The 17,140-nt window shown below is 64.5% G+C and carries 7 protein-coding genes and 1 pseudogene; 7 read left to right on the top strand and 1 reads right to left on the bottom strand.

Going from position 1 to position 17,140, the window contains the following annotated elements; all coding sequences use genetic code 11:
• Positions 1-2: 2 nt before the first annotated feature.
• The 7 genes from OJ996_RS00040 to OJ996_RS00010 are packed head-to-tail and all read left to right on the top strand — an operon-like array spanning position 3 to position 16,645.
• Entirely contained in the window at positions 3-407 is a 405-nt protein-coding gene (locus OJ996_RS00040; RefSeq protein ID WP_264509865.1) for an ExbD/TolR family protein, read from the top strand.
• Positions 408-414: 7 nt separating this feature from the next.
• Complete coding sequence (locus tag OJ996_RS00035; RefSeq protein ID WP_264509863.1) at positions 415-1,104, top strand: hypothetical protein; 690 nt, start codon at positions 415-417, stop codon at positions 1,102-1,104.
• A gap of 18 nt (positions 1,105-1,122) precedes the next feature.
• A complete protein-coding gene (locus OJ996_RS00030; RefSeq protein WP_264509861.1) occupies positions 1,123-2,928 on the top strand; it encodes a putative porin in 1,806 nt (601 codons plus the stop codon).
• Between the two features lie 5 nt (positions 2,929-2,933).
• Entirely contained in the window at positions 2,934-3,578 is a 645-nt protein-coding gene (locus OJ996_RS00025; protein ID WP_264509859.1) for a hypothetical protein, read from the top strand.
• 5 nt (positions 3,579-3,583) lie between these two features.
• A complete protein-coding gene (locus OJ996_RS00020; protein ID WP_264509857.1) occupies positions 3,584-4,465 on the top strand; it encodes a peptidylprolyl isomerase in 882 nt (293 codons plus the stop codon).
• Positions 4,466-4,477: 12 nt separating this feature from the next.
• Positions 4,478-15,589, top strand: a complete 11,112-nt coding sequence (locus OJ996_RS00015; RefSeq protein WP_264509855.1) for a filamentous hemagglutinin family protein — start codon at positions 4,478-4,480, stop codon at positions 15,587-15,589.
• Between the two features lie 33 nt (positions 15,590-15,622).
• A complete protein-coding gene (locus OJ996_RS00010) occupies positions 15,623-16,645 on the top strand; it encodes a sulfate ABC transporter substrate-binding protein (RefSeq protein ID WP_319800678.1) in 1,023 nt (340 codons plus the stop codon).
• Positions 16,646-16,718: 73 nt separating this feature from the next.
• Here the strand turns inward: OJ996_RS00010 and OJ996_RS00005 are convergent.
• Positions 16,719-17,140: pseudogene (locus OJ996_RS00005) on the bottom strand (hypothetical protein); the annotation flags it as partial.

The following is a 17,140-nucleotide window of genomic DNA, read 5'->3' as shown; positions in this document are numbered from 1 at the left end:
CCATGGCCTCTGCCGACGACAAGAGCTACGACGATATCAACGTCACGCCGATGGTGGACCTCTACCTCGTGCTGCTGCTGATCTTCATCATCATGACCACCGCCGGCGTGCAGGGAATGAAGGTGGATCTACCGCGCGCCAGCAAAAGCGCCGCCGCGGATCTGGGCGCGCCCAAGATGCAGGCGATCACCATCAACAACGAGGGCAAGATCGCGCTCAATACCATCCCGGTCACGCTGGCCGAACTCGAAAACAAACTGGGCGCGATCAAGGCCGCCACCCCGGACGTGCCGGTCGTCGTGCGCGGCGACCGCCAGACCCAATACGAGGGTATCATGAACGTGCTCGACATCCTCGGCCGCCTGCAGATCGACAAGATCGGCCTGGCCACCCACCCCGCGAAATAAGACGAGCATGAAGGCGGAAGATTTCGAATCGGAAGGTCGCACCAAGCGCCGCGTGATCGGTGCCGCGGTAGCGGCGCTTCTCATCGGCGGACTGGTCGCCTTCTTCACGATCGATCACAAGCCGGGTCCGGTGAAGCCAAAGGCGAAGGAGATGGTCGTGGTCTCGATCCCACCACCTCCGCCTCCTCCCCCCCCGGCACCGCCACCGCCTCCCGAACCACCTCAGGAGCCGGAGCAGCAGGAGGAGATGGTGGAGGAAGAAGCCGTGGTCGATGAGTCGCCCGAGCCACCCTCTCCCGCCGAGCCGCCCGCGCTTGGTACGGGACTTACCGGAGATGGGCCGAATTCTTTCGGACTCGGTACCGCCGGCGATGGCGGCGGCAAGGGTGGCCCCGGTGGTGGCGGTCCTGCCGGCACCCGCTTCCGTAGCTATGGCAAGTCCATCGAAGGCACCGTCCTCGCCGCCTTCCGCTCCAACGCCAAGCTCCGCAAAGCCAGCCTCCGCGGCACCCTGCTCGTCTGGGTGGACCGCAGCACCGGCCGCACCGTGCGCGCCAAACTGATCAACAGCAACGCCAGCTCCGAGCTGATCGAGGAAGCCCGCCGCGCCGCGATGGACCTCCAGATCCCCGGCAGTGCTCCCGCCGACATGCCCCTCCCGGTGCGCCTCCAGATCAACATCCGCTCCCCCCGCTAAACCTCTCCTGAAGAAGCCATGCACACCATGCACGCCCATCGCTCCCTTACCTTGCTCCTCGCCGGCACCGCGCTGGCGGCCGCGCAGGAATCTCCCGATCTCGCCCCGCTGGCCGCCCCTGACCAGCCGCCCACTCTCGAGGAAATGCTCGATCCCGCGCTGGGCGTGCCCCAGCCCGAGCCTCCGCCCCAACCGCAACAGGCCGCAACTCCATCGCAGAACATGGCGGTGAATCTCGTGGCTCTGCTGGTGAAGAAAGGCCAGCTCACCCAGGAGGAAGGACTCGCTCTGATCGAACAAGCCGAGGCCGAGGCGCAGACAGCCCGCGCCCAAGCAGCGACACCAGCTCCGCCGCGCACGGAGGATGAAGTCAGCGTGAACTACGTGCCGCAAACCGTGCGGAACAGCATCCGCGACGAAATCAAACAGGAGCTTCTCGCGGAATCCCGCAGCAACGACGGCAAGTCCGGCGACTACACCATCACCCATGAGGGCGAGAACTTTCGCTTCTTCGGCGATTTCCGCGGACGCTACGAAGGCATCTTCTTTGGCGACGGCAACGACAACACCGGCTCATTCCCGAACTTCAACGCGATTAACACCGGCGCTCCCTTCGACACCGCGGGCACACTCTTCTCGCCGCAATACAACGTCGACCAAGACCGCAACCGCGCCCGCCTGCGCGCCCGCTTCGGTGCGGACATCATGCTCGGCGAAGGCTTCACCGGCGGCCTGCGCATCGCCACCGGCGATAGCAACTCTCCCGTCTCCCCGAACCAGTCGCTCGGCGGCTCCGGCGGCAACTTCTCGAAGTACTCGCTCTGGCTCGACCGCGCCTTCCTCGCCTACGACATGATCGAGGGCGAGGACAACGAGCTCTCCGTCGTCGTGGGCCGCTTCGACAATCCCTTCTTCTCCAGCGAGGTGATGTGGGACGACGACCTCGGCTTCGACGGCATCGCTGCCCGCGGTCGCTTCAAGGTGAATGAGAAGGTCACCCTCTTCGGGGCAGGCGGCCTCTTCCCGGTCTACAACACCGACTTCAACTTCGCCACGAACCAGCCCTCGAAGTTCGAGAGCCAAGATAAGTGGCTCTACGGCGCTCAGGCAGGCATCGAGTGGAAGATCAACAAGGACCTGACCGCCAAGTTTGCCACCGCCTACTACGACTTCAGTAACATCGAGGGCGAACTCTCCACCCCCTTCGTCCCGCTGAATCCGAACGATGCCGGCAGCACGGACGCGACCCGCCCCTCCTTCGCCCAGCGCGGCAATACTTACATGGCGCTGCGCAACATCATCCCGACCGCGGCGAACGACTTCGGCACGAAGTACCAGTACCAATACTACGGCCTCGCGACCCCCTTCCAAGTGCTCGCCGCCACCGGCCGCCTCGATTACGCCGCCTACGATCCGGTCAACTTCACCCTTGCGGGCGAATACATGAAGAACCTCGCCTTCGATGCCGGCGAGATCGGCGCGAAGGCGGTGAACAACCGCGTGGGCGCCGGGACCGGCACCTTCGACGGCGGTGACACTGCCTGGAACATGAACTTCCTCTTCGGCCGCACCGCCATGGACAAGAAGGGCGATTGGATCGCGGGCATCGGCTACCGCTACGTCGAGTCCGATGCGGTGGTGGATGGCTTCACCGATTCCGACTTCGGCGGCGGCGGCACCAACCTGCAGGGCTTCACCCTCGGCGGCGCGCTCGCCGTCTCCCCCAGCGTCCGCGTGGGACTCAAGTGGATGACCTCCGATGAAGTCACCGGCCCGCCGCTCAGCACGGACACCCTGCAGTTCGACATCAACGCGAAATTCTAAAGGCCATGAACCGCATCATTCCCGCAGTCTTGCTCCTGCTTCTGCCCGCCTCGACGCAGGCCCAGGAGGATGACAGCGCCCGTCTCCGCGAAGCGCTCAAGAACCTGACGCTCCAGCTCCGCACCGCCCAAGGCGAAACCGCCACGGCCCAAGCCGCCGCCATCGCCGCCGAGCAGAAGGCCAGTGCTCTCGAAACCAAGGTCACCGATCTCGAGAAGCGGAACGACTCCCTCGCGAAGCAAGCCAACGCGGACAAGACCGACAGCGAGAAGACCATCGCGACCTTGAGCAACAAGCTCGCTGATCGCGACAAGCGACTCGCCGAGTACATCGCCGCCATCGACAAATGGAAGGTCGGCTACGAAAGCGTCGCCGGGATCGCCCGGACCAAGGATGCCGAGAGCGCGAAGCTCGGCAGCGAGGTGGCCGCCCTCAAGCGCACCGTCTCCGATCGCGAGCGCAAGAACCTCGCCCTTTTCTCCCTCTCGAACGAGATCCTCGACCGCTACCGGGACTATGCCCTCGGCAAGTCGCTTGCCGCCAAGGAGCCCTTCATCGGCAACGCCCGCGTCAAGGTCGAGAACCTCGTCGACGGCTATCGCGACAAGATCATCGACCATCGTCTCAGCGCCCCAAGCACCAAACCCTGAACCTTATGAAGTCCACCATCATCGCTTTCATCGCCGCGATCACCGCGGTCCACGCCGACTCCTCCACCCTAGGGAAGATCGGCGATCTTGAGATCAAGACCGAGGAGATCCGGGAGGCCCTCGCCGGACTTGAAGCCGGTCAGGATACCGAGCTGGCCAAGGATCCCGCCGCGCTCGGCCAATACGTCCGCGCCCTCCTTATCCAGCGTCTCGTTCTCCAGGAAGCTCTTGCCAAGAAGTGGGACCAGGAACCCGAGGTAGTCGCGAAGCTCGTTCGCGCCCGCGAATCCGCCCTGACCGAGAGCTACCTTGAATCCGTCTCGAAGGTTCCTGCGGACTTCCCCGCCCAAGCCGATCTCGAAGCAGCCTATCAAGCCGCGAAGGCTTCGCTTCTGGTGCCAAAGTCCTACCACCTCGCACAGGTCTTCGTGGCCGCACCGAAGGATGCCGACAAGGCCACCGCGGACAAAGCCAAGGCCAAGATCGACGCCGTCGCCAAGAAGCTGAAGGAAAAGAGCTCCGACTTCTCCGCCATCGCGAAGGCCGAGAGCGAGGAGGCCGCCAGCAAGGATCGCGGCGGTGAGATCGGCTGGCTGGCCGAAGCCCAGATCCAACCGGAGATCCGCGATCGCCTTCCCAAGCTCGCCGCCGGTGCCATCACCGAGCCCGTGAAACTCGATGATGGCTGGCACATCCTCAAGGTGCTCGAAGCGAAGGAAGCCCGCACGCCCACCCTTGATGAGGTCAAGGACCAGCTCGCGATCCAGCTCCGCGCCGAACGCGCCCGCCTCAACCGCCAGGAATACCTCGCCCGATTGCTGAAGACCAATCCGCTCGCCATCAACGAAATCGAGCTCGCGAAGATCATCGGCAGCACCAAGCCCTAACATCCTACCGCCATGCGCCTCGACACCGCCGCCAGAGACTCCCTTCTCCGCACCGCCTTCCGCATGTCCTTGGGCATGGCGGTCGTGTTCACCCCGGGGCATGCGGATATCCTGCGTGGCGGTGGTGGCAGCGGTGGCTCCGCGCCGCCTGCCGCGAATGGATCACCCGCCGGCGGCGCGCCTCCCGCCACCACCAATCAGGCCCGCGTCAATGCGCAGGACTCGCTGGCACGCACCACACAGGCGCTTAATGCGGTGAGGGCCATGCAAGCGGCAGCCCGTGCGAATGCGCTCAACGGCGGATCGAACAATCTCGGCAGTCACCCGGTCACCGGCCAGCCCCTGCCCAATGTTCCGGACGGTCTCGGCAGCGGCGGTCTCCAGCTCGATCCCCGCGTGGGCACAGACCCACAGTGGTGGCAGGGAGCCGAGCTCCCCGGCCAAACCACCAATGGCACCCAGACCAATGTCACCATCCGCCAGACTGCCCAGCAGGCGCTGCTGAATTGGGAGACCTTCAATGTCGGACGGAACACCACCGTTCACTTCGACCAGACCGCGGGCGGCTCGAATGCCAGCAATTGGATCGCCTTCAACAGGGTCAATGATCCCACCGGCAACCCGACCCAAATCCTCGGCTCGATCAAGGCGGAGGGCCAGGTCTACATCATCAACCGCAACGGCATCATCTTCGGCGGCAGCAGCCAGGTGAATGTCAATTCGCTCACGGCCTCCGCACTGCCGATCAATGAAACCCTCGTTGCGAACGGCCTCCTCAACAACCCGAACCGCGAGTTCCTCTTCGATGGTCTCGGCCAGGGCCGCATCGGCGATGTCACCGTGCAGGCGGGCGCCATCATCAACAGCCCCGTCAGTGCCGATGGCAATGGCGGCCGCGTCATGCTGGTCGGTGCGAATGTCCACAATGCCGGCACCATCTCCACACCGGCAGGCCAGACGATCCTCGCGGCGGGCCTCCAAGTCGGAGTCGCCGCTCACCTCGCCTCGGACCCCAGCCTGCGTGGACTCGATACCTATGTCGGTGCTGTCGTCGATCCTGCCTCGGCCTTGGATCCCTACGCCGGCACGGCCACGAACAGCGGTTTGATCGAAGCTGCTCGTGCCAATGTCACCATCACCGGGAAGAGCGTCCAGCAGCTCGGCTTCATCGAGAGTTCCACCTCGGTCGCCCTGAACGGGCGGATCGACCTGCTCGCCAACTACGGCGCGGTGGCGAATGCGAACTACAACACGAACGGCACCCAAGGAACGCCCTTCCTCTTTACCTCCTCGGGCAGCGTCACTCTCGGCGAGGATAGCGTCACCCGCATCCTGCCGCAATGGGCCGATACCGACCGCGCGGTCGGCAGCGAGCTCGCCCTGCGTTCCCAGATTAATCTCCAAGGACAAACCATCCATCTTGATGAAGGCTCGGAGATCCTCGCGCCGAACGCCCGCGTGAGCATGAAGGCCGGCCGCTGGGTCGGGCTTTCCTCCACTCCCTACTCCACCTTCATCGCCGATGGCGGGCAGGTCTACATCGACCGCGGCGCGGTGGTGAATCTCGCAGGCACCGCGGGTGCTTCCGCCTCCGTTCTCCAGAACTACCTCACGCTAGTACTACGCGGCTCGGAGTTGGCCGTGGCCCCGCTCCAGCAGGATGGCGAGCTTCGCGGCGACACCATCACCGTCGATATCACCCAGACCGGCACCTACAACGGGCGCGACTGGGTCGGCACCCCGCTGGCCGATGTGAGCGGCTTCGTGAATCTCATCGAGCGCGATGTCTCGCAGCTCACCACCGCGGGCGGATCCCTCGATATCTCCGCGGGGGGATCCGTGGTCATCCGGGATGGCTCCACCATCGATGTCTCCGGCGGCTGGACCGACTTCACCGGTGCCGTGGTCCGCACCACCCAGGTCATCAGCAATGGCCAGTTGATCGATATCGCGAATGCCACTCCGGATCAGGTCTACAGCGGCATCTACACCGGCACTTCGAATATCGTCCACTCGAAGTGGGGAGTCGTGGAAGGCTTCCACCAGGCCCTCGCCCCAAATGGCCAGCGCTACCAGCAGGGCTACACGCAGGGTGCGAATGCCGGGGGCCTCAGTATCAGCGCGCCATCCATCGCGCTCGATGGCAATCTCGTCGGGAACACCGTGCAGGGTACGAATCAGGTCCGCTCCGGCAGCACCGGCAGCAACTTGCCCGCCGCGGCATCGCTCGCGCTCCGCTTCCAAGCCCAGCTTCTCTCGGCCGGCTCGATCCTCACTTGGCATCCCGAACAGCCGGATGTGATTTTCGGCAACGCCGATCAGGAAGATGTCGCCGACTTCGCCACCGATGCAAGCGGTGCTCCCTTCGCCCTTGCCGAGAGCCGCCGCGAGACCGTCTACCTCTCGCCGGATCTCTTCTCCACCCATGGTTTCGGCAATCTCACGGTCGAGAATGCCGAGGGCAACATCCTGCTTCCGGAAGATATCACGCTCCAGCGTCAGGTCGGCGGCAGTCTCACCCTGAAGGCTGCTAACATCGACATCCAGGGCGACATCATTGCACCCGGCGGCACCCTTTCCTTCTCGGCTCACAACATCTCTCCTTACGACGCACAGTTCCTCAATTCGGACTCTCCCGTGCCGAATCCCGTGCCGGGCCAAGGCAATTTCACGCTGGGCGCAAATGCCACGTTGAATGTCGCCGGTCTCGTGACGGATGACCGCCAGTCCCTCGCAGCCGGCAATCCATCGCCGCTCCAGCTCCGTGGCGGCAGCGTCTCCGTGGCCGCCTACAATGCCGATCTCCAAGCGGGCAGCGTGATCGATGTCTCGGGCGGCTACCTCATGACCGCCGGGAATAGCAGCCACTTTGGCAATGCCGGCAGCATCAGCATCAGGGCCGGTCAGGATCCCGCCGTCGCGCCGGTCCTCGGTGGCACGCTCAATCTCGGCTCCACCCTACGCGGCTACTCCGGAGCCCGCGGCGGCACGCTTTCGCTTCAGGCACAGCACGTCCAGATCGGCGGAATCAATACCGATCCCTCGACTCTCCTGCTATCCCCGGAGTTCTTCAATCAGGGCGGCTTCGGCACTTTCAATATCAGCGGTCTCGGTGGAGGTACGGCGCCCGCCGTACTCGTCACGGAAGGCACGGAGGTCGCACCGGTCGTCCAGAGCTATCGCGTCAATCCGGGGGGCGGCGGACCGCTCTCCTTGGAGATCATCGAGGATGTTGTCGGCCTGCGTCAGCCGGTCAGCCTGAATCTTTCCGCCCCCGGCGTTCGCGACTTCTCCAGTTCCCTCTTCGTCCGTGGCGATGTCGTGGTGGGTGAAGGTTCCATACTCCGCACCGATCCCGGCGGCTCCGTTTCCGTCACCGGCAATACCGTTTCGGTTCTCGGGTCCATCATCACGCCCGGTGGTTCCATCAATGTCGCAGGGGGCAGCTCCACCGCCCTCGTCTTCAACGATATCACGCAGGCCCGCGCCACCACCTTCATCGGCTCGAATGCCCTGCTCTCCGCGGCAGGTACCACGGTGCTCCTACCGGATGCTTACGGCCGCCGGGTCGGCCAAGTGCTCAATGGCGGCAATATCACGCTGGGTGGCAATATCGCCGCCTCAGGCGGTGCCGTTCTCGATGTCTCCGGGACCAGCGGCATCCTCGATGTGAATCCCGCCCTCGCGAATCCTTCGCGCCGCGCCAACGTGCCGGTGGGTAGCGGCATCAATCGCCCCATCAATCGCCTCGCCACCGTGCCGGTCGAGGTCCACAGCAATGGCGGCAGCATCACCCTGCGCGGGGGCCAGATGCTGTTCTCGGATGCCACGCTCCTCGCGAATGCCGGTGGCTCCACCGCAACCGGCGGCTCGCTCACCGTTTCCTCGGGCCGCTTCGATCCGCCTGGTGTCATTCCCCCGGCTTCTTCGGTGAATCTGACCGTGCAGCAGTCGGGAGCGGTCATCGGCGGGAATGCTGCCATCGGTGCCGCCTTGGGCAATGCCGGTCACTTCTCGATCGATTCCTTTAACCAAGGCGGCTTCGACAATCTCACCCTCGGCGGTGTCGTGTCCTTCGACGGCGCGGTCGATGTGAATGCCCGCGGCTCCCTCCGCGTCGCGACCGATGGTTTCCTTTATGCGAACTCGCAGGTGAATCTTACCGCCTCGCATGTCGCCTTGGGCAAGGCCTTCCAGCCGCCCTCCCTGCCTTCGGAAGTCACGAGCCCCTTCGGGAACGCCAGCTTCTCTCCCACCTATGGCAGCGGTAGCCTGAATGTCACCGCCAAGGTCATCGATATCGGCAGCCTCTCGCTGCAGAATATCGGCAATGCCACGCTCTCCGCCGTCAATGGCGACATCCGCGGCAGCGGCACCTTCCACATGGCAGGGGATCTCACCTTGCGCGCGGGCCAGGTCTATCCGCTCACCGCTTCCAGCCTCTCCTTCATCGCTTACGATCACGGGCAAACCGCAGGTAGCATCACCATCGAGCAATCCGGTCGCCGTCAGCTCCCGCTCTCCGCAGGCGGCACGCTTGGCATCTATGCCTCCCACATCGAGCAACGCGGCACCCTGCGAGCCCCCTTCGGCACCATCAATCTCGGCTGGGACGGCACTGGCACCGCTCCTGTGGACATCATCGCGGGGAATTCGCGACCGATGCCGGTAACCTCGCAGGTCACCTTGGGTGCCGGCAGCGTCACTTCCGTCTCCGCGGTCGATCCGCTCACCGGCAAGGGCATCGTGATCCCCTACGGCATCAGCACCGATGGCGAGAACTGGATCGACCCGCACGGCGTGGACGTCACCACCGGTGGAGTGCCGGAGAAGAGCATCGTCATCGCAGGCCAGAGTGTGACCACGGAGGATGGCTCCACCGTGGACCTCCGGGGCGGCGGGGATCTCTACGCCTACCGCTGGGTCCCCGCTCTCGGCGGCCCGAGCGATATTCTCGCTTCCACCACTAGCTTCGCGATCATTCCCGGCTACCAAGCGGACTTCGCTCCGGTCTCGCAATTCAATCCCTCCGACTCGGCCTCCAACCTGATTGGCGGCGCGGGCGATGGTTATACCAACAGCTCGCTTCAAGTCGGCGATCGTATCTACGTCGCGGGTAGTAAGACCCTGGCCGAGGGCTACTACACCCTCCTTCCCGCGCGTTATGCCCTGCTTCCGGGCGCGGTGCTCGTTTCCGCTGCCGGCGGCGACAGCGGTCTCGGCACGGTCGAGATGCCGGATCGCTCCAGCGTGGTCTCCGGCTTCCGCTTCAATGGCCTGAACAGCGAGCGCACGCTACCCACCCTCGCGACCCGTTTCGAGTTGGCTTCCTCATCGGTCGTCCGCAAGCGCGCCGAGTATCAGGATTTCCTCGCCAACGTCTTCCTCAAGAAGGCCGCCGAATCCGCGAACACCACCGTCCCCCGCCTGCCCACGGACTCCGGCCATCTGGTCTTCCAAGCCACGCAGGCCATGGAGCTACTCGGCGAAGTCGCATCGAACTCGATCTCGGGCGGCCGCGGTTCGTCCATCGATATCAGCACCCCGCTCGATACCTTCATCGCTTCCGCCGGAGTCACCGCTCCTGCCGGAGCCATCACGCTGGATGCCGCCGCACTCAATGCCTTCGGCGCGGAGAGCCTGCTCATCGGCGGTCGCCGCACCAGCACTGCGGACGGCATCACCGTCGATGTCCGCAGCGGTAACATCACGGTGGACAACGAAGGCTCGCCGCTCACCGCCAGCGATCTTGTGCTGGTTGCGCGAAACGGCCTCACCATCGCGGAAGGTGCGGAGATCCGCGCCACCGGCACGCTTGCGAACGCCGACACCCTGCGTCTCTCCGGCAATGGGGCTCTCCTCCGCGTCGCGGCAAATGTGAACGCCACCACGATCCGCACCGGTGCCAGCGGCGCGGGTTCGCCCCTGCTCAGCATCGGCGCGGGAGCCACGCTCGCGGGCAAGGGGCTTATCCTCGACTCAACCTCCACGCTCTCGCTGGACCCCGCCGCGAACCTGCTTGCGGATGCCTACACCTTTGGCAGCGGTCGTATCAGCATCGCCCTGGACAATGCAGGTGCCCTGCCTACGAATGCCGGCACCGTGCTCACCCGCAGCACGCTGGATGACTTCGCCGCGGCATCCTCGCTTTCCTTCCTCAGCTACTCGTCCATCGACATCTACGGCACCGGCGGATTCGGAAACAGCAACCTCGGCACCTTGGCCCTCAGTGCCGGGGAGATTCGTGGCTTCAATGCCAACGGCGGCACCGCACGCATCACCGCGAACAACCTGGTCCTCCAGAACACCGCCAATGCTTCCGCCTCAAGCGGGACTCTTGCTCCGGGCTCGCTCGAGTTCCAGGCTGGCTCGATCCGCCTCGGCTCCGGCCAACTCGCGATCAATGGCTATGCGAACACCGTCCTCAATGCCTCCCGCGGCATCACGGGTTCGGGCACCGGCGGCTTCAGCACCCAAGGCTCGCTCACCGCGATTGCACCCGTGATCACCGGCGAAGCCGGAGCCAAGCGCAGCATCACCGCAGGCGGCACCCTCAATCTCCTCGCCGCCAGCTCGGGCCAAGTCCTTTCCGGTGGTTTGGGCTCCACGCTCTCCCTGAGCGGCTCCTCGGTGAATGTCGCCACGGATATCGTTCTTCCGAGCGGCTCTCTTTCCATCACCGCCACCAGTGGGAATCTCACCGTGGACGGTCGCCTCGATGCCTCCGGCACTTCACAACGCTTCCACGACGTCACGAAGTTCACCAGCGGCGGCGAGATCCTGCTCTCCTCGCTCCATGGCGATGTGATCCTGAATGACGGATCGCTCGTCGACGTTTCCGCCCGTCCCGGTGGTGGCGATGCCGGCAAGCTTGGCGTCTCGGTGCCGGAGGGCTCCTACGCGTCGAACGGCAGCATCCGCGCGTCCGGGGGCACAGGAGGCAAGAACGGCAGCTTCTCGCTCGAAGCTTCCGAACTTGGCTCCACCGCCGCCCTCAGCGCCTCGCTCGCTTCCGCATCGCTCACGGAAAGCCAATCCATCCGCGTGCGGAACGGCGACGTCGTGATCGATGGCATCCACCGCGCCAACGACTTCACCCTCTCCGCCGATCGCGGCGACATCACGGTCACCGGCACCATCGACGCCTCGGGCCGCACCGGCGGCGCCATCCATCTCGCCGCGAATGGCGATCTTACCACGGTTTCCGGCTCGCGGCTTACCGTCGCCGGCCAAGTCTTCAGCAATTCAGGCAAGGGCGGCAAGATCACCCTGGAAGCCGGTGCCCAGCGCGATGGCGTCGTGGGCGACGGCTCGCTCTCGATCCAGGCCGGCTCGATCCTCAATCTCTCGGTCGCCTCGAAGGTTGCGGGCGATGCCCTCACCCCCGGCAGCAGCGCCTATCAGGGCCAGTTCAGCGGCCAGCTCCACCTCCGTGCCTCCGTGCTCGGAAACGACATCCGCGTGAGCGCCCTCGACGGCACGATTCGCGATGCCTCCAGCGTCATCGTCGAAGGCTACCGCCTCTACGATCTCACCTCCAGCGGAGGCAACATCACCACCGCGGTGCAGAATCAGATCCGCAGCGACGCCGCCGCCTTCTTCGGCGTGAATGGCACTGCGAGCGCGAATTCCGCAGCCATCACCCAGCGACTGCTCGCGAACAATCCCGGCCTCGAGTCGATCCTCGTTCTCGCCCCCGGCGCGGAGATCATCAACCGCACCGGCAACCTCACGCTCGGTTCCTCTACCTCTAACCAGAGCGCCGATTGGGATCTCTCCGGCTTCCGCTTCGGAGCCAAAGGTGCCGCGGGTGTCCTTACCATGCGCGCTGCGGGAGACCTCGTGCTCTTCAACGCGCTCAGCGACGGCTTCACGCCCACTCTCGCGAACTCCGATCCTTCATGGCTCTGGACCGCCCGTCTCGCGAACTACAATGCCGCCCTGCCGGCGAACGCCCAATCCTGGTCCTATCGCCTCACCGCCGGCGCCGATCTCTCCGGCGCCGACTTCGCCGACACCATCAGGACCAGCACCGGCTCGCTGAAACTCGGCAAAACCGGAACCAACATCGCGAGCTCTACCGGCATTACCGCCACCACGCTCTCCGCGATCACCAATCGCTTCCAGACCATCCGCACCGGCAGTGGCGATATCGAGATCAATGCCGCGGCGAACGTCCAGTTCCTCAATCAATTCGCCACCATCTACACCGCCGGCACCCGCGTCTCGGACCCCACCATGGGCGGCACCTTCCGACTTCCTAGCTTGAGCCTCACCGGTCTGCCCTCGTCCTTGGGCAATGCACAGCAGACCTATGCCGCGCTTTACAGCATGGCCGGGGGCGATGTTCGCATCCATGCGGGCAACAACATCGAGCGTCTCACGCTCACGAACGGCAACCTCGTCGCCGATTCACAGTTCCAGATGCCGTCGAACTGGCTCTACCGCCGCGGCTATGTCGATCCGGCCACCGGCACCTTCGGCATCAACCGCCACGGCGAATCCGCATCCACCACCTGGTGGATCGACTTTAGCAACTTCTTCCAAGGCGTCGGAGCCCTCGGTGGCGGGGATGTCACGATGACCGCCGGCAATAACATCAGCAATGTGGACGCGGTCGTCCCGACCAATGCCCGCATGCCCGGCTACACCGACTCCACCCAGACGACCCGCGTCCGACCCGATTCTTCCAAGCTGCTTGAACTCGGCGGCGGCGACTTGCTCGTCCAAGCAGGCAACGACATCGATGCCGGCGTCTACTACGTCGAGCGCGGCCACGGCTCGCTCGATGCGGGCGGCAGCATCCACACCAATGCCACCCGTTCGGTCCTCGCCCAGAGCAACATCAATGTGGGTCAAGGCACGACCTATACCCAGCTCCCGACGACGCTCTTCCTTGGCAAGGGCGGCTTCGACATCAGCGCGCGGGGCGACGTGCTTTTGGGCCCGGTCTCGAATCCGTTCCTTCTTCCCGGGGGACTGCTCAACAGCTTCTGGCACAAGAGCTACTTCTCGACTTACGCGCAGGACTCCTACGTGAACGTCAGTTCGCTCGGGGGCGATGTCACCCTGCGCAACGCCGCCACCATGCCCGGTCAAACTGAGGCCGAAGCGGTGCCTCTGCTCCAGAGCTGGTACTCTAACAAACTCCTCTACGCTCCCACGCTCTCCGCCTCGGATGCGAAGCCGTGGCTGCGCTTGAACGAGACGGCGATCGCGCCCTTCGAAACGATGTTCACGCTGCGGCCTGGCTCGCTGGAGGCCACCTCCTTCAGCGGGGATATCGCGCTTGTCGGCAGCTTCAACCTGTCGCCCGCCGCGAAGGGCTCGCTCGAACTGCTCGCCTCGGGTTCGATCAATGCCCTCCAGCCGAACGGCGTCGTCAATCTCAAGGGCGTAACCACCACCATGTGGGGCCGCTCCCTGATCAACCTCTCCGATGCCGATCCCGCAGCCATCCCCGGCATCGCCACGCCCTTCGCCTACCAAGTCCTCGCCGGGACCTCGAATAGCGCAGCATCCACCGGTGGTCTGCTTTTCCTCGATTTCGTGAACCGCCTCTTCGCGGAATCCGGCGGCACCATCGGCCAGAACACCGTGCTGCAGACCAAGCAGGCGCTGCATGCCGCCGGTCTGCTCCATCGCGATGACGAGGAGCCCACCCGCATCTACGCGGGCAGCGGCGACATCTCCGGCCTCACCCTGTTCTCCCCGAAGGAGACCCGCGTGATCGCCGGCCGCGATATCGCGGACATCGCTCTCTACATTCAAAACCTCCGTGCCTCGGATGCCAGCATCGTCGCCTCCGGCCGCGATCTCTCGCCCTACGACTCCTCCAGCCTGCTCCGTGTCGCTTCGCAACAAAGGGCGAATGCGATCAACGATGACAGCGCGCCGCAAGCGGGCGACATCCAGATCAGCGGCCCCGGCTCGCTTCAGGTCCTCGCCGGTCGCGACCTCGACCTCGGCACCGGCCCGAACAATCCCGATGGCACCGGCACCGGCATCAACAGCATCGGAAATACCCGCAACCCCTACCTGCCCTTCGATGGCGCGGATCTCGTGGTCGGCGCTGGCATCGGCGCTTCTGCCGGACTCTCGGCCAGCAACCTGAACATCCCGGAGTTCATCGACGCCTACGTGCTCACGCCGGAGGGTGAGAAATACCTGAAGGAAATCGCGCCCGGCATCGTCTTCGCCGATCAACCCGAGGAAGAACAAGCCCGCCTCGCCCTCGAAGTCTTCTTCCGCCTGCTCCGCGACGCGGGCCGGAACTACGCCATCAATGGCAACTACGACAGCGCGCTCGACGCCATCAAGGTGCTCTTCGGCACCGAGCCGGTCTGGGATGGCGACATCCTCACCCGCGCCCGCGACATCCGCACCACCAATGGCGGTGACATCGCCATCCTCGCCCCCGGCGGCGGGCTTCAACTTGCCAGCACCATCCTCGGCAATCCGCTCTCGCCTCCGGGCATCATCACGGAGAGCGGCGGCAATATCTCGATCTTCGCCAACAACGACATCAACATCGGCATCGGCCGCATCTTCACGCTCCGCGGCGGCAACGAGATCATCTGGTCCACCAAGGGCGACATCGCCGCCGGCTCATCCTCGAAGACCGTCCAAGCCGCCCCGCCCACCCGCGTGCTCATCGATCCCCAGAGCGCCGCGGTGGAAACCGACCTCTCCGGCCTCGCCACCGGCGGCGGCATCGGTGTGCTCGCCACCGTGAAGGGCGTGCCGCCCGGCAACGTCGATCTCATCGCGCCCGAAGGCACCGTCGATGCGGGCGACGCCGGCATCCGCGTCTCCGGCAATCTCAACATCGCTGCGAACCAAGTGCTGAACGCCGGCAACATCGCCGTCACCGGCAGCAGCGCCGGCACCCCGGCCGCACCATCCGCCCCGAGCGTCACCACCGTGACGACCACTGCCAATACCGTCTCCTCCACCGCGGAAGACGCAGCCAGCAACACCGCAGCGACCAAGGAAGAGGAAGCAGAGCCCGAGCTCATCCAGCCCGACTCCGAGATCTCCGTCGAACTCATCGGCTACGGCGGTGGTGAGGATGAAGACGAAGAAGATGACGAAGAGGAGGCAGAAGAAGAGATCAGCCAATAAGCCGCAATCCCGGTCCACCCATCACCTTTGAAAATGAAAACACACCTTATCCTCCCGGCCGCCTTCATCGCTGCGCTGACCCTCTCCGCTTGCAAGCCGAAGGAAGCCAACACCGGGACCACCCTCGAACTCCAGAACGTCTCCTACGATCCCACCCGCGAGTTCTACGAGGAGTTCAACGCCGCCTTCGCCAAGAAGTGGGAAGCCGAAGGCAAGGGCAAGATCACCGTCACGCAATCGCACGGCGGCTCCGGCAAGCAAGCCCGCGCCGTCATCGATGGCCAACCCGCCGACGTCGTCACCCTCGCCCTGTCCTTGGACATCGACATGATCTCGAAGGAAAGGGGCCTGCTCTCTTCCGACTGGCAGGCGAAGTTCCCTAACAACAGCTCGCCCTACACCTCCACCATCGTCTTCGTCGTCCGCAAGGGGAACCCGAAGGACATCAAGGACTGGGGCGACCTCGTGAAGGAAGGCACCCAGGTCATCACGCCGAATCCCAAGACCGGCGGTGCACCACGCTGGGCCTACCTCGCCGGCTGGGCATGGGCCGAGAAAAACAACGGCAACGACCAAGCCGCCGCCCAGGACTTCATCGCCAAGCTCTACAAGAACGTCCCCGTCCTCGACTCCGGCGCGCGCGGCTCCACCACCACCTTCGCCCAGCGGAACATCGGCGACGTCCTGATCTCATGGGAGAATGAAGCCCATCTCATCGCCAAGGAATTCCCCGGCCAGACGGAGATCGTCTATCCCTCCATCAGCATCCTCGCCGAGCCTCCCGTCGCCGTCGTCGAGAAGACCGCGGAGAAACGCGGCACCACCGCCGCCGCCAAGGCCTACCTCGACTTCCTCTACACCCCTGAAGGCCAAGACCTCGCTGGCAAACACTTCTACCGTCCCCGCGATCCCCAAGCGCTCGCAAAGTATTCCTCCACCTTCCCGAAGATCGAACTCGTCACCATCGACCACTTCGGCGGTTGGGAAAAAGCCCAAGCCACCCACTTCGCCGACGGCGGCATCTTCGACCGCATCTACGAACCAGCCCCGAAGTAAGGCCGCATGTCCACTCAAGCCCGTGCGCAGAAGTAAGAGCGCTCTACCTCTAAAGCCCCAAAGGGCATGCGCGTCAGGTTAAGGCTCCGGAGTTCCAGGTTTGATTGAAGTTCGCCCGTTTCCTTTTGTCGTAGCAGCAGTATTTGACCAGGGCTCGCAGCGTCCGGTGCTCATGCTCCGGGTCACCTGCCAGCATGGCGGCAAGCGGCCCTGCCATTCGGGGATGGTGCGCCAGATAGCGGATGAATTTCAACAAGCTCAATTCACGCCCCCGGCTTTCGCGCACGCGCCTCACACACGGCCCGTAAAGGTGGTGCGCCCATGCTGCCGACAGCATCAGTTTTGCCGTCAACAGGATCCTCAACTGTGTCGCGCACAAGCGGTGGACGGTGGCGAAATCCAGATGGCTCTTCCAGCTTTTGAAGATCACCTCGATGCGCCACCGCAGGCCATAGATCGCCAGGATCGCTTCAAAGGAAGCGTCCGCCGCGGGAA

This window comes from Luteolibacter rhizosphaerae (assembly GCF_025950095.1).
GTDB classification, from domain to species: domain Bacteria; phylum Verrucomicrobiota; class Verrucomicrobiia; order Verrucomicrobiales; family Akkermansiaceae; genus Haloferula; species Haloferula rhizosphaerae.
This window is presented reverse-complemented; position numbering and strand designations above follow the sequence as displayed.

Coding starts and splice junctions, on each gene's coding strand:
- OJ996_RS00040 (WP_264509865.1), top strand. CDS start 3: ATGGCCTCTGCCGACGACAAGAGCTACGACGATATCAACGTCACGCCG.
- OJ996_RS00010 (WP_319800678.1), top strand. CDS start 15,623: ATGAAAACACACCTTATCCTCCCGGCCGCCTTCATCGCTGCGCTGACC.
- OJ996_RS00035 (WP_264509863.1), top strand. CDS start 415: ATGAAGGCGGAAGATTTCGAATCGGAAGGTCGCACCAAGCGCCGCGTG.
- OJ996_RS00025 (WP_264509859.1), top strand. CDS start 2,934: ATGAACCGCATCATTCCCGCAGTCTTGCTCCTGCTTCTGCCCGCCTCG.
- OJ996_RS00015 (WP_264509855.1), top strand. CDS start 4,478: ATGCGCCTCGACACCGCCGCCAGAGACTCCCTTCTCCGCACCGCCTTC.
- OJ996_RS00020 (WP_264509857.1), top strand. CDS start 3,584: ATGAAGTCCACCATCATCGCTTTCATCGCCGCGATCACCGCGGTCCAC.
- OJ996_RS00030 (WP_264509861.1), top strand. CDS start 1,123: ATGCACACCATGCACGCCCATCGCTCCCTTACCTTGCTCCTCGCCGGC.